The following is a 24,227-nucleotide window of genomic DNA, read 5'->3' on the forward strand; positions in this document are numbered from 1 at the left end:
AGAAGTGAAACGCCGTAGCGCCGATGGTAGTGTGGGGTCTCCCCATGCGAGAGTAGGACACTGCCAGGCATCAAATTTAGTTGTGCTGATATGGCTCAGTTGGTAGAGCGCACCCTTGGTAAGGGTGAGGTCCCCAGTTCGACTCTGGGTATCAGCACCAGTAATATGGGTTAAAGTTCGGCAGTAATAGAAAATATTCGGTAGTAATAGAAAAGAATTTACCTGGCGGCCATAGCACGGTGGCACCACCTGACTCCATGCCGAACTCAGAAGTGAAACGCCGTAGCGCCGATGGTAGTGTGGGGTCTCCCCATGCGAGAGTAGGACACTGCCAGGTATCAAATCAAGTAAAAACCCCATGCCAAAAGCGTGGGGTTTTTGCTTTTTGGGCTATAAATAAACAACCGTTAATGATAAATAAGTTAGATACATATACCGACTATTTTATATCCGGAATATTGGTTAAATTGTACATAATTTGTTAAGTAACATAGAGATGGCAACCAATAAGCTTCAAGCCAGGTGTGTGATGAGGCGCGCCACTTCGGCAATTTACGCTGCTACGGCTCAACGGCACGATCCTCCTTCATTTGACTTTGTTAGTAGCCTGAACCCTCTGCATTTACAGGGGTTTTTTGCGTTTTAGCTGTTTGTCAAATTGATACGGTTCACTCGTCAGCTCATACATACTGAGATTACGGCAATGAAACATTTTCAGGTTGTTGTAGATAACTCGACTTTTTATCTAAAATCCGCTATCTTCAGGCATCTAGAAGTCTAAACGTATAAACGGATATATTAAGGATATAGGCATGCCAATTCGGGTTCCTGATGAATTACCCGCTGTGAGTTTCTTGCGCAATGAGAACGTCTTTGTAATGACCTCATCGCGTGCGAAAACTCAGGAAATTCGTCCCCTGAAGGTGTTGGTTTTGAATCTGATGCCTAAAAAAATTGAGACGGAAAATCAATTCTTGCGTTTGCTCTCTAACTCACCATTACAGATTGATATCCAACTGCTGCGGGTTGATTGCCGTGAGTCAAAAAATACGCCAGCGGAGCATTTGAATAACTTCTATTGCGACTTTGAAGATATCCAGGACCAAAATTTTGATGGGCTGATTGTGACGGGTGCTCCTCTGGGTTTAGTTGATTTTTGTGATGTCGCCTATTGGCCACAGATCGAACGTATTATTGCCTGGGCAAAAGATCATGTTACTTCAACCTTGTTTGTATGTTGGGCAGTGCAGGCGGCATTAAACATCCTGTATGGTATCCCCAAGATGACTCGCGAGACCAAACTCTCAGGTATTTACCAACATCAAACGCGGGAACCACTGGCGTTGCTGACGCGCGGCTTTGACGAGACATTCCTGGCCCCGCATTCCCGCTATGCTGACTTCCCACTTGAAGTGCTTCGGCAATATACGGATTTGGACATCCTGGCCTCATCTGAAGAGGCGGGTGCGTATCTGTTTGCTAGCAAAGATAAGCGGGTTGCTTTCGTGACCGGCCATCCTGAATATGATGTTGATACCCTGGCGGGAGAATATCAGCGTGATCTGGCCGCCGGTCTTAACCCGCAAGTCCCATTCAATTATTTCCCCGATGATGATGCATTGTTACCGCCAAAAGCATCCTGGCGTAGCCATGGGCATCTGTTGTTTGCCAACTGGCTGAACTATTATGTTTACCAAATCACACCATTTGATTTGCGTCATATGAACCCTACTCTCGATTGATTTTCTACTACTGCCAATGTTAACTAAGGTGGCTGAATCGAGGCCGCCTGTTCATTCCCTTCTCTTATAAATACGATTTCCCTCCTGTCAAACCGGTCTAATCTCTTTACTAAACAATAAATTACCACTAAGTTTTAATGTAATGGAACTTGATTCCTATCTATTATCACATCATATTTATGTTAACAATATGATAAATAAGAATTAAATAATTATTTTAAATAAAAATGGAAATCGTTTTTGATTTTACCAATTAATTGATTATTCTTAATTCTGTCGGGATGAAGAATGACCATGAAATACAGCCTTCAATTTCTAGCTGGAATGCATTACCCGATAAGGATCCAAGAGTGGCGCTGTATTGGCGTTGAGACACAAGTCGTAACATGGGTGAGGGGAAGGGGAATGACACAACAGTTAGTCGGCACGGAGTTAGTTTTCACACAGCATTTTAATGCGGCTGAGCGGCAGGTTTTGCCAGATGAGGCTATCGAATTTTTAGCTGAATTGGTGATGAAATTTGCTGAGCCACGTAGCAAACTCCTTGCTGCACGGGCATCCTGGCAACATGTTATCGATCAAGGTGCTTTGCCTGATTTTATTTCGGAAACCAATTCCATTCGTGAAGGTAACTGGAAAATTCAGGGGATCCCTACTGACTTACGTGATCGGCGAGTCGAAATTACCGGGCCAGTTGAGCGCAAAATGGTGATTAATGCCCTTAATGCCAATGTAAAAGTGTTCATGGCCGATTTTGAAGATTCGCTGGCACCAAGTTGGGATAAGGTTATTGATGGTCAGATTAACTTGCACGATGCGGTAAAGGGGACAATTTCCTATGCGAATGAGTCCGGTAAGATTTATCAGTTAAAGCCCAATCCAGCCGTATTGATTGCTCGGGTTCGCGGTCTGCACTTACCAGAAAAACATGTTAAGTGGCAGGGGGAAGCTATCCCTGGTGGTTTATTCGATTTCGCGTTGTATTTCTACCATAACTATAAGCAGTTACTTACCCATGGCAGCGGCCCTTATTTCTACTTGCCCAAGATGCAGTCTTACCAAGAAGCCGCCTGGTGGAGTGATGTTTTTAGCTTTACCGAGCATCGTTTCGATTTACCGCAAGGCACCATTAAAGCCACGGTATTAATTGAGACATTACCTGCGGTGTTCCAGATGGATGAGATCCTCTACCATCTACGCCATCATATTGTTGGCCTGAATTGTGGTCGCTGGGATTATATCTTTAGCTATATCAAAACGCTGAAAAATCACAGTGACCGGGTGCTGCCAGATCGCCAATCAGTCACCATGACTAAGCCTTTCCTCAGCGCCTATTCTCGGTTGCTAATCAAAACTTGCCATAAGCGCGGCGCTTTGGCGATGGGTGGTATGGCGGCATTTATCCCAAATAAAGATCCCGTCCAAAATGCACAGGTATTGGATAAAGTCCGTGCTGATAAAGAGTTGGAAGCCAGCAACGGTCATGATGGTACCTGGGTTGCACATCCAGGTCTGGCAGATACCGTGATGGACGTTTTCAATAATGTATTGGGTTCACGGCCCAACCAATTAGAGGTTACCCGCGAGCACGACAAACCGATCACTGCCGCTGAGTTGCTGGAGCCTTGCACCGGCGATCGCACTGAGGCGGGGATGCGGGCCAATATCCGGGTCGCGGTGCAATACATCGAGGCATGGATCTCCGGTAATGGCTGTGTACCGATTTATGGCCTGATGGAGGATGCCGCGACGGCGGAGATTTCCCGTACTTCTATCTGGCAATGGATACATCATCAGAAAAGCCTTAGTAATGGTCAAACGGTGACTAAAGAGCTGTTCCGCAGCATGTTGAGTGAAGAAATGCAGGTAGTGAAACTTGAACTTGGCGCAGAGCGTTTTGATGGTGGGCGGTTTGAAGAGGCCGCACGCCTGATGGAACGTATTACAACACAAGACGAGCTTATCGACTTTCTGACGCTACCAGGCTACGCATTACTCGCCTGAGATACCCTTTGTCCTTGAAGCCGCAGCGGTGTTAGCTACGTTCGCTCACCCGAATCACTGACTTGTGTCAGCTCATCGGGATTCGTTCGCTTGCTGCCTACCTGCAACTCCAATGACTTTGGGTATCACACCCTATTTAGCCCTACCAAATTGAATAATAAGGAATATCGCCATGACGACCTCTCGTACTCAACAAATTCAGCAGTTAGAGCAGGAATGGAAATCGCCGCGCTGGAAAGGTATCACCCGATCATATAGCGCAGAAGACGTGATCAAACTGCGTGGCTCCGTCAATCCGGAATGCACGCTGGCGCAGCACGGCGCGCAAAAACTGTGGGAATTACTGCATGGTGGTGCACGTAAAGGGTATATCAACTGTCTCGGTGCGTTAACCGGTGGTCAGGCTCTGCAACAAGCTAAAGCCGGTGTCGAGGCGATTTATCTGTCTGGATGGCAGGTGGCGGCCGATGCCAATACCGCCTCTAGTATGTATCCGGATCAGTCACTGTATCCGGTCGACTCTGTTCCTGCGGTGGTTAAAAGAATTAATAATAGCTTCCGCCGCGCGGATCAGATTCAGTGGTCGAATAATATTGAACCGGGTAGCAAAGGGTATACCGACTATTTCCTGCCGATTGTCGCTGATGCTGAAGCTGGTTTTGGTGGTGTGCTGAATGCGTTTGAATTGATGAAAGCCATGATTGAAGCGGGCGCGGCGGGGGTGCATTTCGAAGACCAACTGGCTGCGGTGAAGAAATGTGGTCATATGGGCGGTAAGGTGTTGGTGCCGACCCAAGAAGCGATTCAAAAATTGCTTGCTGCCCGTTTAGCCGCCGATGTACTGGGTGTACCAACCTTGTTGATTGCCCGTACTGATGCTGATGCTGCTGATTTACTGACTTCTGATTGCGACCCCTATGACAATCAATTCGTGACCGGCGCGCGCACCGCCGAGGGGTTCTTCCGCACACATGCGGGTATCGAGCAAGCGATCAGCCGTGGTCTGGCCTATGCCCCTTACGCCGATTTAGTCTGGTGTGAAACGTCTACGCCGGACCTGGAACTGGCTGAACGCTTCGCGCAGGCGATTCATGCGAAATTCCCTGGTAAGTTATTGGCTTATAACTGCTCGCCATCATTTAACTGGAAAAAGAATCTGACCGACCAAGAGATTGCCTGCTTCCAGGATGATCTGTCGGCGATGGGTTATAAATACCAGTTTATTACCCTGGCAGGCATCCACAGCATGTGGTTCAACATGTTTGATTTGGCCCATGCTTATGCGCAGGGCGAGGGCATGAAGCACTATGTTGAGAAAGTGCAGCAGCCAGAATTTGCATCCGTTGAGCGCGGCTATACTTTTGCATCCCATCAGCAAGAGGTGGGTACTGGCTACTTCGATAAAGTCACCAATATCATTCAGGGCGGCGCGTCATCAGTCACTGCATTGACCGGCTCGACGGAAGAACAGCAGTTCTAAACCCTGTTTGACTGAAAAGTGTGTTTTATCAGGAGCCTGCTTATGCAGGCTGAGGTTAATGACAAAGTGCTCGGAGCGGTGACAACAAGCAGATCGTAAAGACGCCGTGAATACATCCATGTAGGCTCGAGCCGCGCCATCCCTGGCGTGGACGCTTTACTCTTCTGCCCGTCCTCACCTCGCAAGATCGCGTCGTCAAGGTTTGTCAGCAGTCAGAGCCTGCTTATGCAGGCTCTGTTCCGTATGGCAGGGGGTGAGTATGGCGGTAAAACTGCAACAACTGATCGCTCAGACAATATTGCAGGGATTCGATGCACAATATGGCCGCTTTCTGGAGGTCACTGCCGATGCCCAGCACCGTTTTGAACAGGCAGAGTGGCATGCGGTACAGCAGGCGATGAAGAAGCGTATTCATCTCTATGACCAGCATGTGGGATTGGTGGTTGAGCAACTGAAGCACATCACCGATCAGCGCTGTTTTGATGCAGAATTTCTGGCGCGGGTAAAAGAGATCTACACCGAGTTGTTGCCGGATTACCCACGTTTTGAAATTGCGGAGAGCTTTTTTAATTCGGTTTACTGCCGTTTGTTTAAACACCGTGATTTAACGCCGGATAAGTTGTTTGTTTTCAGCTCACAACCAGAGCGGCGCTTTCGTGAGATCCCACGTCCTTTAGCCCGTGATTTTGCGCCAAAAGGGGATCTGAACAGCATGTTGCAGGCTGTTCTTCATGACTTACCATTACGCTTACCATGGGAAAATCTTCCCCGAGATATTGATTATATTGTGGCCGCACTGCGGCAGACCTTTACTGATAAGCAACTGGGCGAGGCGCGTTTTCAAATGGCCAATGAGCTGTTTTATCGCAACAAAGCCGCCTGGTTAGTGGGGAAACTGCGGCTGGCGGGTGGGGTCTATCCATTTCTGCTGCCTATCCATCACAATGAATCGGGTGCGTTATTTATTGATACCTGCCTGACCAGTAAGGCAGAGGCCAGCATCGTGTTTGGCTTTGCCCGTTCTTATTTTATGGTTTATGCCCCCTTGCCTGCGGCAATGGTTGAGTGGCTGCGGGAAATATTACCGGGCAAGTCTACTGCCGAGCTGTATATGGCGATCGGCTGCCAGAAGCACGGCAAAACAGAAAGTTATCGCGAATACCTGACTTTCGTTTATCAATCGAGTGAACAGTTTATTATCGCCCCCGGAGTGAAAGGCATGGTGATGCTGGTGTTTACTCTGCCGTCATTTGATCGGGTGTTTAAGGTGATTAAAGATCAGTTCGCGCCGCAAAAAGAGGTCACTCAGGCGCGGGTTTTAGAATGCTACCAATTAGTTAAAGAGCATGATCGCGTCGGGCGTATGGCGGATACCCAAGAGTATGAGAATTTCGTTATCGATAAGCACCGTATTAGCCCTGAACTACTGGCCGAGTTACAACGTGAAGTTTCGGAAAAATTAGAAGATTTAGGCGATAAAATCATGATTAAACACCTGTATATGGAGCGGCGGATGACGCCATTGAACCTGTATATGGAGCAGGCAAATGATCAGCAATTGAAGGATGCCATTGAAGAATATGGTAATGCCATTAAGCAACTGGCGGCGGCGAATATCTTCCCCGGCGATATGTTATTTAAGAATTTTGGTGTGACCCGCCACGGGCGCGTGGTGTTCTACGATTATGATGAAATTTGTTATATGACTGAGGTGAATTTCCGCGATATTCCACCACCGCGCTATCCGGAGGATGAGATGGCCAGCGAGCCGTGGTATAGCGTGTCACCCAATGATGTATTCCCAGAAGAATTTCGCCATTTCCTCTGTACCGACCTGAAAGTGCGACATTTTTTTGAGGAAATGCATAGCGACCTGTTCCACGCCAGCTATTGGCGAGGGCTGCAGCAACGTATTAAGGACGGGCATGTGGAGGATGTTTTTGCCTATCGACGAAAACAGCGCTTCTCCCAGCGGGTGATATCTTGACGGCTACTGCGTGCTGGGCGCATTCAGATTGACTTAGCTCGCTACGCCTTGATTGGATTGAAAAATACAGTTTCAAATGAAGGGGGATCGGGCCGTTGGGGTCGTAGCGGCGTGAGACGCCGGAGTACCCCTGGGGGTGGAAAACCCTTCTTCGAACACTGCCCCCCCCGATCACCGATCGACATAAATAGCGCCATTCCCGCCGCCGTAAGATTGTGTGATTTCTTTTGCAGCATGAATGACCAACGCACCCAGCTCCGTCACGCGATCGTCGGTAATACGTGATATCGGGCCGGAGATAGATATCGCCGCAAAGGCTTCGTGGTGTTCATCGAACAGGCAGGCAGCGATACAGCGTAGGCCAAGAGCATGCTCTTCATCATCAAATGAATAGCCTTGCTTGCGGATCAGCGCCAGATTATCTTTCAGGCTGGCCGGACTGGTATGGGTATGCTGGGTGTAGGCGTGCAGCCCTTTTTTATGCAGCAATTGCACTAATTGATCATCCGGCAAGGTCGAGAGAAAGGCTTTACCTGCCCCTGACGCATGCATTGGCAGCTTGCCACCAATAGGTGCGGACATGCGCATCAATGCGGTACATTGCACTTGATCGATAATAATGGCCTGATAGTCGCTGTGATCCAGTACCGCCAGATTCACCGTTTCACCGGATTCATCCATTAAACGGCGCAGTATCGGGTGGACCATGGCCAGCAAATTACGGCTTTGCAGAAAGCTACTGCCAACAATAAAGGCATGAGCACCCATGGTCCAAAGGCCCAAATCACCGACCTGACGGACAAAACCCTGCTGTTGCATGGTCGTCAGCAGGCGATGAGTGGTCGAGTTCGGTAAACCCGCCTGTTGTGCCAAATCTGTTAGTGCGACACTTCCTTGCGATTCGGAAATATATTCCAGTAATTTAAGTCCGCGAGTCAATGACTGAACCTGGCCCGTTACCGCCGGGGTAGCTTGCCCTGTAGCTTTGGGTTTCTTTCCCCGTTTAATCGAAATGGGTAGTGCCATAGATCGGCCTCTCATCTATTTTTATGGAATTCATTTTCGTTTTTCAATTATGCATGCAAACGGTTAAAAGTACTCATCCGATGTGTTGGCTGTTCTATCTGAAAAAGTCTCAACTGTGCGTGGACTCATTCGGCTGGTAACTTGTGCTAGGATGACAGTCGGGTTTGGAGAATGGCTTGTTTTTGTAGCAGACTGGCTTTATAGCAAATTGGTTTTGTAGCATGTCTGATAAGTACAAACTGCAAAAGATACGTCAGATAATGGCAAGGTAATAGGGTAAAGAGGCGACAGCGGTGGATACAGTAATAAACGATAAGGTTAAGGAATTACAACGGCAATTGGCACAACGGATCCTGGTGCTGGATGGCGGTATGGGGACCATGATCCAGAGCTATCGGCTGGAAGAGGCTGATTACCGTGGCGCGCGTTTTGCTGATTGGGCAAGTGATCTGAAAGGTAACAACGACTTACTGGTGCTATCTAAACCGGAAGTCATTATTGCTATTCACAATGCTTATCTTGAAGCGGGCGCTGATATTCTTGAAACCAATACATTTAACTCCACCACCATTGCTATGGCGGATTATCAGATGGAGTCACTGTCAGCGGAAATTAACTATGAAGCTGCCCGTTTAGCCCGAATCTGTGCTGATGAATGGACTGCCCGTACGCCTGAAAAACCACGTTATGTTGCCGGTGTACTCGGGCCGACTAACCGAACTGCGTCTATCTCCCCTAAAGTTAACGATCCGGCGTTCCGTAATGTCAGTTTTGATCAACTGGTTGAGGCTTACCGCGAATCTACCCGCGCCCTGATTGAGGGCGGCGTTGATCTGATTATGATTGAAACGGTATTCGATACCCTCAATGCTAAAGCGGCTACCTTTGCTGTCGAATCTGAATTTGAAGCCATGGGCGTGCTGCTGCCGGTGATGATTTCCGGCACCATTACCGATGCTTCCGGTCGCACATTATCCGGCCAAACCACCGAAGCTTTTTATAACTCTCTGCGTCACGTTAAACCGCTGTCCTTTGGCTTGAATTGTGCTCTGGGGCCAGATGAGTTACGTCAATATGTCGCTGAGTTATCCCGTATTTCTGAATATTATGTCAGTGCGCATCCGAATGCCGGTTTGCCAAATGCTTTTGGTGAATATGATCTCGAAGCCAAAGAGATGGCCGAGCAGATTGGCGAGTGGGCGCGGGCTGGATTTTTGAATATTGTCGGTGGGTGCTGCGGCACCACACCACGGCATATCGCCGCGATGGTTAAGGCTGTTGCAGGGGTACCTCCGCGCCCACTGCCGGATATCCCGGTGGCTTGCCGTCTGGCAGGGCTGGAGCCCTTGACCATTGATGCCAACAGCCTGTTTGTTAACGTCGGCGAACGCACCAACGTTACGGGTTCAGCTCGTTTCAAACGGCTGATAAAAGAAGAAAAATACGATGAAGCGCTGGATGTGGCCCGCCAGCAAGTAGACAGTGGCGCGCAGATCATCGATATCAATATGGATGAGGGCATGCTGGATTCCGCCGCCGCCATGGTGCGTTTTCTTAGCCTGATTGCCGGTGAGCCAGATATCGCCAGAGTGCCGATTATGATCGACTCCTCGAAGTGGGATGTGATCGAAAAAGGCCTGAAATGTATTCAGGGCAAAGGCATTGTGAACTCCATTTCGATGAAAGAGGGCGAAGAGGCTTTTATTCATCATGCCAAACTGGTACGCCGCTATGGTGCGGCGATGGTAGTGATGGCGTTTGATGAAAAGGGGCAGGCCGATACCCGCGCCCGTAAAATCGAGATTTGCCGCCGCGCCTATAAAATTCTGACTGAAACCGTCGGCTTCCCGCCGGAAGATATTATCTTCGACCCAAATATTTTCGCGGTAGCGACCGGGATTGAAGAGCATAACAACTATGCTGTCGACTTTATTGACGCTTGTGCCGATATCAAGGCCGAACTGCCCCACGCGATGATTTCAGGGGGGGTTTCCAACGTTTCTTTCTCCTTCCGTGGCAATGATCCGGTGCGTGAAGCCATTCATGCCGTTTTCCTCTATTACGCCATTCGCAATGGGATGGATATGGGGATCGTCAATGCCGGTCAGTTGGCTATTTATGACGATCTGTCGGATGAACTACGTGATGCCGTTGAGGATGTTATCCTCAATCGCCGTGATGACAGCACTGAACGCCTGCTGGATCTCGCTGAGAAGTACCGTAGCAGTAAAAGTGGCGAAGTGGCGATTCAGCAAGCGGAATGGCGTGGCTGGGCAGTGGGGAAGCGCCTGGAGTATTCACTGGTTAAAGGGATCACTGAGTTCATTGAACTGGACACCGAAGAAGCCCGTCAGCAGGCCGACCGACCGATTGAGGTGATTGAAGGGCCGCTGATGGCAGGTATGAATGTGGTTGGCGATTTGTTCAGCGAAGGGAAAATGTTCCTGCCGCAGGTAGTGAAATCAGCCAGGGTGATGAAACAGGCGGTTGCGTATCTTGAACCTTATATTGAAGCCAGCAAACAGAAAGGAACTACCGCCGGAAAAATCCTGCTGGCAACCGTTAAAGGCGATGTACATGACATCGGCAAAAACATCGTTGGCGTGGTGTTGCAGTGTAATAATTACGAGATTATCGATTTAGGCGTGATGGTGCCGACTGAGAAAATCCTGCGAACCGCGCGTGAGGAGAAGGTGGATATCATCGGCTTGTCTGGCCTGATTACGCCGTCGCTGGATGAAATGGTTAACGTGGCGAAAGAGATGGAGCGTCAGGGCTTTACCTTGCCGCTGCTGATTGGTGGCGCGACCACGTCTAAAGCCCATACTGCGGTTAAAATCGAGCAGCACTACAACGGTTCCACCACCTATGTGTCTAACGCATCGCGCAGTGTTGGCGTGGTGTCGGCGTTGTTATCTGATACCCAACGTGATGATTTTATAGCGAAAACCCGTAAGGAATATGAAACCGTTCGTATTCAGCATGCACGTAAAAAACCGCGTACTCCACCGGTCAGTTTGCAGGCTGCGCGCGCGAACCACACCGTCATTGATTGGGGGAACTATACGCCGCCAGTGGCTCACAAATTAGGTGTTCAGGCGGTGGAAGCCAGCATTGAAACCTTGCGTAATTACATCGACTGGACGCCGTTCTTTATGACTTGGTCGCTGGCAGGTAAATATCCGCGCATTCTCGAAGATGAAGTGGTGGGCGAAGAAGCCAAACGGGTATTCGCCGATGCAAATGAACTGTTAGATAAACTGTCTGCTGAAGACTTACTGCATCCAAAAGGTGTGGTGGGGTTATTCCCGGCCAACAGTGTTGGCGATGATATCGAGATTTACCGTGATGAGCGGCGGGACGAGGTGCTGGTGGTCAGCCATCATTTACGCCAACAGACCGAAAAAACCGACTTCCCGAACTATTGCCTGGCAGACTATGTCGCCCCAAAATCCAGTGGTAAAGCCGATTACTACGGCGCCTTTGCGGTGACCGGCGGGTTGGAAGAGGACGCCTTGGCCGCTGCCTATGATGCTCAACATGATGATTACAACAAAATCATGATTAAGGCGTTATCAGATCGTCTGGCTGAAGCCTTTGCAGAATATCTGCATGAGCGGGTGCGTAAGGTGTATTGGGGCTTTGCCGCCAATGAAAACCTGAGTAACGAAGAGTTGGTTCGTGAGAACTATCAGGGGATCCGTCCGGCACCGGGCTATCCGGCTTGCCCGGAGCACACCGAAAAGGGCCAAATCTGGCAATTGCTGGATGTAGAGACCCACACCGGTATGAAGCTGACTGAATCCTACGCCATGTGGCCAGGGGCGTCAGTATCGGGTTGGTATTTCAGCCATCCGGACAGCAAATACTTTGCCGTGGCGCAGATCCAGCGCGATCAGGTTGAGGATTATGCCGCCCGTAAGGGGATGCCTGTGGCGGAAGTCGAGCGTTGGTTAGCCCCTAATCTGGGTTACGATGCAGACTGATACTTAACTAAATTATTCAATAAAATGAAAGGAGATAGCGGCAATGCCTATCTCCTTTTTTAATGCCCTTTTAGCGGTGCTGGTTTCGCTTTAGTCTCGCGTTACGCCTGCGACGGCATTTTTCTGTACCGAGCCGCCGTGAGCACCGATCAGTGGTATTTTACCGGCTAAAATTTCACCAAAGCCGTCACCTATTACTTCGGTGACTTTAGACGACGCATTTACTCTGGCCCCGCCTTCAGTGAGCTTACCGTTGATGTCCTGTAATTCGAGCCCATTGGTTTGTAAAACAACATCCTGGTTTTTATTGGATATTTTCCCGCCGTTCAGTTCGGTTTTACCGGCCACTTTCAGATTAACTGACTGGATGCCGCTGATGGCTGATTGTTCTATGACTGCTTTATTTTCAACGACACTGACGTCAATTTTAGCTTTGCCACTCCCCCCTTTGACCTGCTCATCCTGAACGGTACTTTTGACTTTTTTCCCAGCAGCTTTTGCCCCTTTTTGCCACCATTTATCTTTAGTTTCCTCTTCGTCCTTGGATTCGGTTAACGTCTCATTGCTCCCCTTTTTGATATAGCTGAGGGTCTGCACGTTGCCCCCTTCTTTAGTGTCAAAGTAGCTTGATATTTGGTGATATTGTTTTTTGGTTTTATCGAATAACTTGTTGGATTTAGTGGTCAGTGTTTTCTTCACTTTATCCGAGCCGATCGGCGTCGCCTCGGCTACCTGATTAATCATACTGTCTTGTTTCTCGTTACTGTGATTGAAACTCAAGCCGGTATTGACATTAACTTCCTGTCGAATATCTTCACGGCTTTGCACTTTCAAGTTACCGCCAATCGTGCCATTAATATCATTGGCTTTGAGCATAGCGCCAGCCAGCGCGGTGTCTTTAGCACTGTTCAGAGCGATATTACTGCTATTGATGTGGGTGTTTTGTTGTATTACCGCATCCAGCTTCTCAACCTCTACCTCTAATTGAGCGCTGATATTATGGATCTTCTCACTGCTTTGCTTATCGACAACACCCTTGTCATCTTTATTGAAAGCGCTACTTTGGTTGCCATTGGCCCCGGCAGTGAAGTTCCAGTTGTTTTTGTGCTCTTGGTCTTGCGCTGACTCCAGCAAGATGCCGCCATTATCTGCCGTCAGTGTGGTTTTCTGGTTGGTGATATTGGCATTTTGCATATGGATGGCTTGGTTATCGTTACTGCCCGCTTTAATGTTGACTGCACCCTGGCTGTTAATCACACTGCCCTGATGTTGGGTCGCCGACTCCTCTTTATTAGCAACGTTCACTTCTGCGCCTGCTTGTATCCCTTTGCCATTTTTATCGGTACCACTACTGTTACTGATACCCGCATTGGCACTGGCTGACCAGGCCATATCCTGTTTGGAGCCTTGTGATTGCGCTGCCAGAATATCGACTTTACTACCGGCCGCCAGCAGAATATCACCGGTAGCGTGCTCTTTACTGCCGAGCGCGGTGCCAGTGAGTGTTAAGTCTTTCCCTGCATTCAGCTCAATACCTTGCTGGCCTTGCAGATGACTGACTTGGGCAACTGAGGTACTGCTTTGCCCCTTACTGTTACCACCACCTAAACCGGCACCAAAGTTTTTGCTGCCGACGTTAGTGCCGATATTGACTTGGGCACTGGCTTCCACGTTATTGTGGCTTTCGCTGGTGTGGTGAGCGACCTGATCAAAACGAATATCACCGCCTGCATTAATCGTGGTTTTACCACTGCCTGCATTAATATGGGTGCCTTGGTAAATAGCGTCTTCTTTCACATTGATATTGACGCCATTTGTCGCATTCATGCTGCCAACTTGCGCGATATCACCTTTTATATGTTGATCTGTCGATCCCCCTTTACCTTTACCATCAAGGGTAATGTCTTTGCCCGTTGAGGTGTAAACACGAATACCGGCTTCGCCGAAGGTTTCTGTCACATGTTGATCAACACGATTAACGGTGGCTTCAGAGTTATGGCGCGATGCATCCAGAGTGATGCCACCTTTATCCGCCTGATATTGTGTCCCCTGATCTTTAACTTCGTCACTGGCATTAAGCGCGATGCTACCGCCTTTAATTGATGTCACTACGGACTGGTTGCTGTTGAGGTGGGTTTCTTTGGTTCCGCCTTTAGCCGCGAGATCTATCCCCACGTTAGCTGCGCCTACTTCGCCCGCAGCTTCAAGCATGCCGTTTATATCCAGCTCTTGTGCTTTGTTTATGATGTCTTCAATCGGGCGAGTGACTTCACCATAAGCAATATTGGCCTCAAAGCCGGCATCAACTTTGGTGGTTTTGGTGTGAGTTATCTCACTATTCTCGGCGGCCAGGTTATGGATATTATGGCCTTGTGCCTGATAAGTGCCACCAAGGTTATGACCGGTTCCCTGATTGATAATATCTTGTTTAGCGGTGATATTCAGATTACCTGCGACCTGTGAACCAGAGACGACGGCGGTCGATTTTTCGTGGGTAGTTTGGCTGTCTTCATAACTGACATTTGCACCGCTGCCTGCTTTATCCATGCCACCGGTATAGTGGACATCAACCCCAACGGCTTCTTTTTCTTTATTGCTGGTGAGAGTGTCTTGCACAGCGATAAACGAGACATTTTCGCCTTTAATATCCGCATCGCCGGTGGTAGCAGTGACTTTCGAACCGCTGAAAGTGATGTCTTTTTGGGCGTCCAGTTTAACGGTGCCACCTTGCAGCGACGCACCGTGATTGTCGATACTGTCAGTTTTTTCGCTTTCGCTGGTGTGATTCAGTTTCAAACCCGCCTGATACTGGCTGTTACCCTCATCGTTGGTGAAACCCGAAATAGTCAATTTGGTTTTTTGTTCATCTATTTTCTGTTGTGTTTGGGCCGCTTTAACATTGATTTCACCCAATGTTTCGATACCCAATTCACCGGCACTGTTGACCAGACTGCCAATAATATCAATATTATCTTTACTGATTATTTTAAGATTAGCATCGGAAGCTAATTCGCTGCCGATAATTTTTTCATCTCTATTATTGGCTTTATGCGAACTGCCAGTAATATTAAATATGACACCGGTACGTTCATCAATTTTAGTCGTGGTGGTACTTATGGCGTTATCAATCTTAATACCACCTTGATCTGCCTGAACATAACCATCTTTGGTTCCTTTTACTTTGCTGCCGGTAATAGAAACCCCTTTATTACCAATAACCAGGATCTTGCCTTCGGCAGTTATTTCGGAACGGTGGTTGGTTTCTATATTTCTATCATTATTGTTGTGATCAATTCCACCAATCCCTAGATTTTGTTCATTTTTGCCTTTTGTGGATTTTTGTGATGTTGTCTTTTGTACAGTAATATTGACTTCATTAGCATTGATCAATAAATCATTTCCTGCCGAGGCGTTAACGCCACTGGACGTCATTTCCCCCTCAGCCGTTAGACCCAGATTATTGCCTGCCTGTAGGGTAGTTTTATTCAGGTTTTGAATTATAGTTTCATTATCCCACGTTTTATCCTCTCGCATTTGTACATAGTTATGACCCTTTTTATGTGTTAGCTCCTGCTCAATCTTACTATCCAGTCGTAAGTCCTTTTTAGCTTTTATAACGAGGTTATTACCTGCTTTTATCGACGAAGCTGATAGCTTGATATCACCTTGAGTTGATTGAAGCGAAATATTGTTCTCTGCTTTAATACTGGTACCAATATTTATTTGTTGTTCATCTTTATTGTCTTCAGATTTACTCCAATTATGTAACCCCCAGCCGCCGTTTTCTGAATAACCGTCTTTTTTTGTATTGATAAGCTTTTCTGTATCAAACTGTACATCGCCTCCTTGTACCACAATATTTTTTCCGTCGATCTCTGCCGCCGTTAAATGATTTTTTTTCTTGGCAATAATAGAAATATTAGAGCCTTTAAGTTTGGTACGTTTGAGTGCCTGTGTTGTCGAACCGCCAGAAGAGGATTCAATAATATCGCCTGAGGTAAAAATATCACCGGCACTGACGGTTATATTTTTGCTACTTAAGTCGGTGGGGGCAGGGTTATAATTCAGTTCGGGGTCAAAATCGATATCAAGATTCAATCTTCCTGGTGTTGAAATGTCTATTGATTCACGGGCAGAATATTCATTTGACATATTTACCCCATTGCCTTCTGCGGTATTAATTATTCTGATTCGGCCAGCCATCATACTGCCAAATATTTTACTGTCGTATGCCGAACCTGCGTATTTTTGTGATGCTAGTATTTCTCCATCAGTACCCACTTTGTTTTGACCAAGGATGATATTAATGCTCTTTCTGGAATCTACCATTCCTTGCATGTTAATGCGTGGGGCAATCAAGTCTATCGATCCTATTGTCGATGTATAGCAATCTCTTATTTCTAATAGATTAGTATTATTTCTGGTATCAAAACCTTGTAGATCCCCTTGCTCCACTAATGGGTTACCGACTACCAGTGAGTTGCGATTGGTATTAATAAATCCGCAGCTATTGCAAGTGATACCATTGGGGTTGGCCAAGATATAATCGGCTGCCATACCGAACACTTCTTGTTTCCCCAATAATAATGATGGATTACGGCTAATCACTTCATTCAAAATAATACTGGCAGCCTGGCCATTTAGATTTTGGTTAGTACTCAATTGCCCTGCCAATTTTGATTGGCCATCACTGAGAGAGTTATTAAGTACGGCACCTGCTTTGTTAACGTTAAATTCATTATATTGGTTATGTGATAAGCCGGAGGCTGAAGGTTTTACGATATCGATGACTGGAACGCCATTTACCGTATTAATACTCGGGTTGTGGGCAGGGTCACCGACACCGACAATACCTGTGGCATAGCAGGTAGCCACTGAGACTGAAATAATAGCAACAGCCGCCGCCAGTTTTCCTGCCGGGGAGAGCTTGAACTTATTTTGCTTCATTTTTATTTCTCCATTTATTTTTCATAGTGCTTGGTGTTGATAAAAATTGGTTCTCACTGGCAGCGAATTAATTAAAAGGAATAAGAGAAGCGCGCCAGAATTTGAGTAGGATCTTTATTCTCTGATTTACCTGACCGCAGGTGACCACGGCTGGCTTCAATATCCAGTTTGATATCGCGATAGCTGACGTTGATACCGGCACTCAAGCCCATGGCACTGCGCCAGCCCTGCGGATTTTGCTGAATACGGCCCACATCAGCCCCAAACCGTGGGGTTAGGGTGGTGCTGCCGAGAGTGAAGTTGCGAGACAAGGTATTCTGTAGATACCAACCTTTATCCGCAGATAAGGTATTGCGACTAAAACCGCGAACTGCGTTGCTGTCGGTGACGCTTAACCACTCAACACCCGGTAAACGGTCACGGGTATATTGGCCATAGAATTGGTTGCTAAACAGATAGAAATCATCAAACAGTTTGAAGTATTGATTGGAGGTAACCGCGGCTTTAGCTTTAGTGAATTGGCTATCCTGATGGCTGGCGGTTAAATTCTTATCAGCACCTAACCATGATAATCCCTGCTCAAGGCTGACATTCACATTGAATATGCCGGTTGGCAGAATGTGTAGATGATTTACCCCTAATTCAAATACCGTCAGTGTCGGGCTGCTAATCGCGATTTTCTGATCATTAAGGTAATTCTCTGCCTGTTTATAGGTTAGTTGTGCGCTTAAGCCATTAATTTGTTCTTGGTCGCGATAGAATACGTAGTCGGTACGCAAACCGTGTTGCTGGGTTTTACCTTGTAGCTCAATGGTATTAAATTGTAATTGCACCGGATAAAGATATTCGGAGTAACTGGCAAAACCACTAAAGGTTAACGCCCCGTAAGGTACGGAATAAAATAGTGAATAGGCTCGGCTATGGTTTTTTTCTGGGTTATCAAGGGTACTGGTCAAACTTAAACTGATTGAGTCTGATAAGCCAAGAGGATTATCGAAAGAAAAAGAATTTCGGCTCAGCCATTCACCGGTGCTTTTATTACCATAATTATCGAGTGAGGTGGTTATGTGCCAGGGTTTTGAACGGGTATTGCTGAGTTTGAGAATTGAGCCACCCGCGACCGTTCCCGGTAAGATATCCACGGTTATTTGGTTGGAGGGTAACCGGTTGGCTTGATCTAACCCTTGATCCAACTGAGTTATATTCAGCGGGTTGCCGATCATGTTCGGGAAAAGACTTTCGCCGTTTAATTCAGGATCATCACTTTCAAATTTCTCAATAAAACCTTCCGTTATATCCAGCCCCAGTTCGCCCTCAGCATCAGGAGGCACAAACTGAACGCGAGCCATAATATAGCCTTTACTCAGATAAATTTGAGTGAGTTCACGGGCCAGTAGATTGACATTCTCACTGCCAATACATTGCTCTGGTATCGCGCTGAGACTCTCTAAATCAGCGGTAGTTAATAAGGTCATACCCTGAACATAAACACCATTAATTGGCAGGCACTGCTCCGCATTTTCTAATGCCGGTGCCTTGTTCTGTGCTTTTGCTATCGATTCTGGTTGTTTAAATGGAGCCTGGCGACGTTCTTCTATTAAGTGACTAACTTCGTTACTGTTGTTTTGTAAATTCTGTCGTGATTCATTAAAAGGGGAAGGAATGTCGGCTCCCGGCGTCAGGTGAGCTTGAGCGCCAGTGCTCAATAACAAGCATAATGCGGTGCGTTTTTTGATCATAATGTCTGATGGAGAAATACCCTGGCCAAACAAAACGATGAAAAGGCCCAGTTATCTCTGTCCTTGAGTCAAATTTCTGGGCAGCACTATTACCGTCCCTGAAGGATAAAAACGACAGAGTGTGGTCTGGAGTTAAGTAATATTAAGTAATAAGAGAGAGATAATATTTTTTTAATATCGGTGGGGAAATAAATAATGAAGTTTAAAATTAATTAAAACTTATTCAGGTAAATACTGGATGTTATTTATTGAGTTTTTAATTTGGAATATGATAAGAAGGGAAATATGAAAGAAATAAATACCCGTATTTAACGGGTATTGTTGATAGGGTGAATTATTTTTTATCTTTATTTACCGGTTTACCTGACCAATAGCCTGCCAGCAATGAACCGGAGAGGTTATGCCACACTGAGAATAGTGCGCCCGGTAGCGCGGCCAAAGGTGAAAAGTAAATTTTACCCAAGGTTGCGGCCAGCCCTGAGTTTTGCATGCCAACTTCAATTGCCAGTGTGCGGCAAGTTGATTCATCGAAGCCGAACAGCTTCCCACCCCAATAGCCACTTAACAAACCAATGCCATTGTGCAGAATAACCGCAATAATCACCATGAAACCCACTGAAGCAATATGGCTTTGGCTACCGGCAACCACGCCGCTGATGATAGCCACAATACAAACCATCGACATCGCCGGTAGGTAAGGCTCGATACGTTTTACTGTTTTAGTAAAGGTGTGATGGACAATCAAGCCGGCGGCAATCGGGATCACCACGATTTGCAGAATACTTTTCAGCATCCCAACCACATCCACACTGATGGTGGTATCGACATATAACCAGGTCAGCAACGGGGTAGCAAAAACGCCAACCAGAGTCGAAACGGCAGAGATAGTCACCGACAACGCAACATCACCTTTGGCCAGATAAATCATTACATTAGATGCTGTACCACTGGCAACACTGCCTACCAGTACCATGCCAGCAGACAAGTCCGGCGGCATACGGAACAGCATTGCCAGCAGCCATGCTGTGAGCGGCATAATCAGATAATGCAGAAAAGTTGCCGCCGCCACGGGGGCCGGGCGTGACAGCACCCGTTTGAAATCATCCAGCCGCAGGGTGACACCCATGGCAAACATAATGATCATTAGCAACGGACCGACGTAAGGGCCGATGCCGATAAACGTGGTCGGGCGAAAATAGGCGGCAACCGAGAGCAGTAATGCCCATAGCGGAAACAGCCGGGTGATTTTTACTAACATGAAGCGAATATCCTTAATCGTCAGTGTCAGAGATAAGAAAAACCGGACGAAATCGCCCGGTCGGTGTTATCAGCTTATTGGGGTTATCAGCTTATAGTTAGTTTTTACTCTAACTCAAACCGTGTTATTCAAACAGATTGTAATGCAGGGTTTGCACCACTTTTTCTGCATCGTTACCCGGCACCAAGAAACACAAGTTATGGCTGCTGGCACCGTAGCAAATCATGCGGATATTGAACGGATCGAGGACACCGAACACTTCTTTGCCCACGCCACAAGCTTGCGACAAGTTGTTACCGATAATGGCCACCAGCGCCAGATCTTCTTCCACTTCAACCCGACACAGAGAGGAAAGCTCGGTCAGCAATGAGGTGGTCAGTAAGCTATCACCGGTGGATGTCGAGCCGGTGGTATCCAGCGTCAGTGCCACGCTCACTTCAGAGGTGGTGATTAAATCAACCGAGATATTGTGCCGTGCCAAAATATTAAACACTTCCGCCAGGAAACCCCGTGCGTGCAACATATTTAGGCTATGCAAAGTTAGCAGGGTTTGTTTGCGGCGCAATGCCAGTGCGCGGAATAACGGCGGGTTATCCGTTTCATTACATACCAGTGTGCCACCGGCAGCGGGATCTTTGCTTGAACCGACAAATACCGGGATATCACTGCGCACCGCTGGCAGTAAGGTTGCCGGGTGCAGCACTTTGGCACCAAATGTTGCCATTTCTGCGGCTTCTTCAAAGGCGATTTTATCGATGCGTTTTGCCGCCGGAACCACGCGTGGGTCAGTGGTATAAATCCCCGGAACATCTGTCCAGATATCAATCCGGCTAACATTCAGCGCTTCACCCAACAGTGCCGCAGTATAATCACTGCCGCCCCGGCCAAGGGTAGTGGTGCGGCCTTTACCTTCACTGCCGATAAAGCCTTGCGTTACCACAATGGCATTTTGAATTCGGGGCGTTAACTGGGTCTGGGCTAATTCAGCCAATGCATGGGTATCTGGTTCGGCCCGGCCAAAACGGTCGTTGGTGCGCATGATTTTACGCACATCAAACCACTCCACCGCGACCTGACGCTGGCGTAACAGTTCGACAAATAGCAGAGTGGATATCAATTCACCGTGACTGACCAGTTCATCGGTCAGTGCTGCAGAGGTTGCCAGACTGGCCGCTTCAGACAACATGGCAATGTTTTCCAGCATGCGATCAATTTCGTCGCGGATAACCACCGGATTGCCGAGTTTGGTGAGGATCTTGTCTTGAATCCGGCGGATTTTATCTAAATGATGCTCGCGTTTTTCTGGTTCGCAGCCATCAGCAAGGGCGACCAACAGATTGGTAACACCGGCAGAAGCCGACAGGATCACCAAACGAACGTCCGGGTTCGATAAAACCACATCGGCGCTGCGACTCATGGCATCAAAATCTGCCACGCTGGTGCCGCCGAATTTGGCTACCACGGTCGCGGTTGGAGCACTGCGAGCCTGTTGCGGCGATACCTGTTGGTGTATAGCGGAAATCATCTAAAAAACCTCGTGTCAGGGATGCCATCTTGGGTGGCCATTGGTATTTCTCTCTGTACAAGGAAATAACGGGTTATCGGCGTTCTGTCAATGATATGGCTATAAGGCATTCTCATATTTAATAACTCATCAAACCATATTACTAAATTGATTGGATACTGGTTGGGAAGTAGGCGGTGGCTAAGATTGAAAGTCCTAAGATGAAAGGGCACTGCAAGAAAACAGGAAGCAGATCAAGTGTTGTTTCAAGAGATAATACCTATCGCAAGAAAAGAGATCTCAATCACAGGGTAACAGGATACAATTAAGGCATTCGTTTCATTAATCCTTAAGCCTAGAAGAGCGTCGCTATGAAAAATATCAATCCTAGTCAAACCGCTGCCTGGAAAGCGTTACAGCAACACTTTGAGCAGATGAAAGATGTCACCATCAGCAGCCTGTTTGCCAAGGACGATCAGCGTTTTAGCCAGTTTTCAGCCACTTTCAATGATCAAATGCTGGTGGATTTCTCCAAAAACCGCATTACCAGTGAAACCATGGAAAAGCTGCAAGCTCTGGCCAAAGAAACCGATCTGGCCGGTGCGATTAAATCCATGTTCTCTGGTGAAAAAATTAACCGCACTGAAGACCGCGCGGTTCTGCATATTGCTCTGCGTAACCGCAGTAACACCCCGATCGTGGTGGATGGCAAGGATGTGATGCCGGAAGTGAATGCGGTGCTGGCTAAGATGAAACAGTTCTGTGACCGAGTCATCGGTGGCGACTGGAAGGGCTATACCGGCAAAGCCATTACCGATGTTGTCAATATCGGTATCGGTGGTTCAGACCTTGGCCCTTATATGGTGACCGAAGCACTGCGCCCATACAAAAATCACCTGAATATGCATTTTGTTTCTAACGTTGACGGCACCCATATCGCTGAAACGTTGAAACCGCTGAACCCGGAAACCACGTTGTTTCTGGTGGCATCAAAAACCTTTACTACTCAGGAAACCATGACTAACGCCCACAGCGCGCGCGATTGGTTCCTGTCGACTGCCGGTGATGAAAAGCATGTTGCGAAACACTTTGCAGCATTATCGACCAACGCCAAAGCAGTCGGTGAGTTTGGTATTGATACTGACAATATGTTTGAGTTCTGGGATTGGGTCGGCGGCCGTTACTCCCTATGGTCTGCCATTGGTTTATCTATCGCACTGTCAGTGGGTTTTGAACAGTTTGAACAGTTGCTGAGTGGCGCACATGCCATGGATAAACACTTTGCCGAAACTCCGGCTGAGAAGAACTTGCCTATCCTGCTGGCATTGATTGGTATCTGGTATAACAATTTCTTCGGTGCAGAAACCGAAGCCATCCTGCCTTATGATCAATATATGCACCGTTTCCCGGCTTACTTCCAGCAGGGTAATATGGAATCGAACGGTAAGTATGTCGATCGTAACGGTCATCCGGTTGATTACCAGACGGGCCCGATTATCTGGGGCGAACCGGGTACTAACGGCCAGCATGCGTTTTACCAGTTGATCCATCAGGGCACCAAACTGATCCCTTGTGACTTTATCGCACCGGCGATCAGTCATAACCCGCTGAGTGACCACCACGAGAAGCTGCTGTCTAACTTCTTTGCCCAAACAGAAGCATTGGCCTTCGGTAAATCACTGGCAGAAGTTGAAGCCGAATTTGCTGCTGCCGGTAAAACGCCTGAGCAAGTGGCTTATGTTGCGCCCTTCAAAGTGTTTGAAGGTAACCGCCCGACCAACTCCATTCTGCTGCGTGAAATTACCCCATTCAGCTTGGGTGCATTGATTGCGTTGTATGAACACAAAATCTTCACCCAAGGGGCTATCCTGAACATTTACACCTTTGACCAATGGGGTGTAGAGCTGGGTAAACAACTGGCGAACCGTATTTTACCCGAACTGGCCGATGACAAAAATGTGACCAGTCATGACAGTTCTACCAATGCGTTGATTAACCGTTTCAAGAACTGGCGTTAAGCTTGCGGGCTTAAGCTCTTTGATCCGTGCTTATTAGCCCCTTACTCAGTAAGGGGCTTTTTTTCGGCCTGGGTTATTTTACCGACTTTCAATGGGAGTATTTATGGCTAAAAATTCGCGTTCACAATGGATAGCTAAAAATCTACAGCGGTTGTTGAATGTGGGATTGATTGCATTGGCCGCTATTCTGGTGGTTTTCCTGATAAAGGAAACCTTTCACCTGGGCAAGGTATTGTTCGTCAATAATCAGGATGCATCGTCTTACATGCTGATTGAAGGGATTGTGATTTACTTCCTTTACTTCGAATTTATTGCCTTGATTGTTAAGTATTTTGAGTCAGGCTATCACTTCCCGCTGCGTTATTTTATTTATATCGGCATCACCGCTATTATCCGGCTGATCATAGTTGATCATGAAAACCCAATTGATACGCTAATTTATTCCGGTTCGATATTGCTACTGGTGGTGACTTTGTATTTAGCCAATACCGAAAGATTGAAGAGAGAATAGCGGTTTATTTTAAGCATAAAAATGG

At 47.4% G+C, this 24,227-nt stretch carries 12 protein-coding genes, 1 tRNA gene and 1 rRNA gene; 9 read left to right on the forward strand and 5 right to left on the reverse strand.

What is annotated here, in order from left to right; genetic code table 11:
• Positions 1-84: 84 nt before the first annotated feature.
• The 6 genes from AEP37_RS13495 (at position 85) to aceK (ending at position 7,213) form a co-directional block, all read left to right on the forward strand.
• Positions 85-160, forward strand: a tRNA-Thr gene (locus tag AEP37_RS13495).
• Positions 161-221: 61 nt separating this feature from the next.
• Positions 222-337: ribosomal RNA gene (gene rrf / locus AEP37_RS13500) — 5S ribosomal RNA — on the forward strand.
• A gap of 475 nt (positions 338-812) precedes the next feature.
• Positions 813-1,742 carry a homoserine O-acetyltransferase MetA gene (metA, locus tag AEP37_RS13505; protein ID WP_049613816.1) on the forward strand — a complete coding sequence of 310 codons (930 nt, stop codon included), beginning with the start codon at positions 813-815 and terminating at the stop codon, positions 1,740-1,742.
• Between the two features lie 405 nt (positions 1,743-2,147).
• On the forward strand, positions 2,148-3,746 hold the full coding sequence (aceB, locus tag AEP37_RS13510; protein WP_049613817.1) for a malate synthase A: 1,599 nt from the start codon (positions 2,148-2,150) through the stop codon (positions 3,744-3,746).
• 172 nt (positions 3,747-3,918) lie between these two features.
• A complete protein-coding gene (gene aceA / locus AEP37_RS13515; RefSeq protein ID WP_049613818.1) occupies positions 3,919-5,226 on the forward strand; it encodes an isocitrate lyase in 1,308 nt (435 codons plus the stop codon).
• Positions 5,227-5,485: 259 nt separating this feature from the next.
• The gene (gene aceK, locus AEP37_RS13520; RefSeq protein ID WP_049613819.1) at positions 5,486-7,213 is read left to right on the forward strand and encodes a bifunctional isocitrate dehydrogenase kinase/phosphatase; all 1,728 of its coding nucleotides are present in this window, start codon (positions 5,486-5,488) and stop codon (positions 7,211-7,213) included.
• Between the two features lie 171 nt (positions 7,214-7,384).
• On the opposite strand, the gene iclR is transcribed toward aceK, so the two are convergent.
• Positions 7,385-8,239, reverse strand: a complete 855-nt coding sequence (gene iclR, locus AEP37_RS13525) for a glyoxylate bypass operon transcriptional repressor IclR (protein ID WP_049613820.1) — start codon at positions 8,237-8,239, stop codon at positions 7,385-7,387.
• Between the two features lie 293 nt (positions 8,240-8,532).
• On the opposite strand from iclR, the gene metH reads away from it, so the two are divergent.
• Positions 8,533-12,225: a methionine synthase gene (metH, locus tag AEP37_RS13530; RefSeq protein ID WP_049613821.1), complete on the forward strand. Its 3,693-nt coding sequence runs from the start codon at positions 8,533-8,535 to the stop codon at positions 12,223-12,225.
• Between the two features lie 90 nt (positions 12,226-12,315).
• On the opposite strand, the gene AEP37_RS13535 is transcribed toward metH, so the two are convergent.
• From AEP37_RS13535 to lysC, 4 genes are all read right to left on the reverse strand, one after another.
• A complete protein-coding gene (locus AEP37_RS13535) occupies positions 12,316-17,172 on the reverse strand; it encodes a hemagglutinin repeat-containing protein (RefSeq protein ID WP_049613822.1) in 4,857 nt (1,618 codons plus the stop codon).
• Between the two features lie 71 nt (positions 17,173-17,243).
• Entirely contained in the window at positions 17,244-18,911 is a 1,668-nt protein-coding gene (locus tag AEP37_RS13540) for a ShlB/FhaC/HecB family hemolysin secretion/activation protein (protein WP_049613823.1), read from the reverse strand.
• A gap of 334 nt (positions 18,912-19,245) precedes the next feature.
• Positions 19,246-20,169 carry a ketopantoate/pantoate/pantothenate transporter PanS gene (gene panS / locus AEP37_RS13545; RefSeq protein WP_049613824.1) on the reverse strand — a complete coding sequence of 308 codons (924 nt, stop codon included), beginning with the start codon at positions 20,167-20,169 and terminating at the stop codon, positions 19,246-19,248.
• Between the two features lie 124 nt (positions 20,170-20,293).
• The gene (gene lysC / locus AEP37_RS13550) at positions 20,294-21,694 is read right to left on the reverse strand and encodes a lysine-sensitive aspartokinase 3 (RefSeq protein ID WP_049613825.1); all 1,401 of its coding nucleotides are present in this window, start codon (positions 21,692-21,694) and stop codon (positions 20,294-20,296) included.
• A 350-nt stretch (positions 21,695-22,044) separates the two neighbouring features.
• Here lysC and pgi point away from each other — a divergent pair, with 350 nt between their 5' ends.
• Positions 22,045-23,691 carry a glucose-6-phosphate isomerase gene (pgi, locus tag AEP37_RS13555; RefSeq protein ID WP_049613826.1) on the forward strand — a complete coding sequence of 549 codons (1,647 nt, stop codon included), beginning with the start codon at positions 22,045-22,047 and terminating at the stop codon, positions 23,689-23,691.
• Positions 23,692-23,794: 103 nt separating this feature from the next.
• On the forward strand, positions 23,795-24,202 hold the full coding sequence (gene psiE, locus AEP37_RS13560) for a phosphate-starvation-inducible protein PsiE (protein ID WP_004705335.1): 408 nt from the start codon (positions 23,795-23,797) through the stop codon (positions 24,200-24,202).
• Positions 24,203-24,227: the final 25 nt, after the last annotated feature.

It is taken from the genome of Yersinia pekkanenii (assembly GCF_001152565.1).
Classification (GTDB): domain Bacteria; phylum Pseudomonadota; class Gammaproteobacteria; order Enterobacterales; family Enterobacteriaceae; genus Yersinia; species Yersinia pekkanenii.

Coding starts and splice junctions, on each gene's coding strand:
- metA (WP_049613816.1), top strand. CDS start 813: ATGCCAATTCGGGTTCCTGATGAATTACCCGCTGTGAGTTTCTTGCGC.
- aceB (WP_049613817.1), top strand. CDS start 2,148: ATGACACAACAGTTAGTCGGCACGGAGTTAGTTTTCACACAGCATTTT.
- aceA (WP_049613818.1), top strand. CDS start 3,919: ATGACGACCTCTCGTACTCAACAAATTCAGCAGTTAGAGCAGGAATGG.
- aceK (WP_049613819.1), top strand. CDS start 5,486: ATGGCGGTAAAACTGCAACAACTGATCGCTCAGACAATATTGCAGGGA.
- iclR (WP_049613820.1), bottom strand. CDS start 8,239: ATGGCACTACCCATTTCGATTAAACGGGGAAAGAAACCCAAAGCTACA.
- AEP37_RS13535 (WP_049613822.1), bottom strand. CDS start 17,172: ATGAAGCAAAATAAGTTCAAGCTCTCCCCGGCAGGAAAACTGGCGGCG.
- AEP37_RS13540 (WP_049613823.1), bottom strand. CDS start 18,911: ATGATCAAAAAACGCACCGCATTATGCTTGTTATTGAGCACTGGCGCT.
- panS (WP_049613824.1), bottom strand. CDS start 20,169: ATGTTAGTAAAAATCACCCGGCTGTTTCCGCTATGGGCATTACTGCTC.
- lysC (WP_049613825.1), bottom strand. CDS start 21,694: ATGATTTCCGCTATACACCAACAGGTATCGCCGCAACAGGCTCGCAGT.
- pgi (WP_049613826.1), top strand. CDS start 22,045: ATGAAAAATATCAATCCTAGTCAAACCGCTGCCTGGAAAGCGTTACAG.
- psiE (WP_004705335.1), top strand. CDS start 23,795: ATGGCTAAAAATTCGCGTTCACAATGGATAGCTAAAAATCTACAGCGG.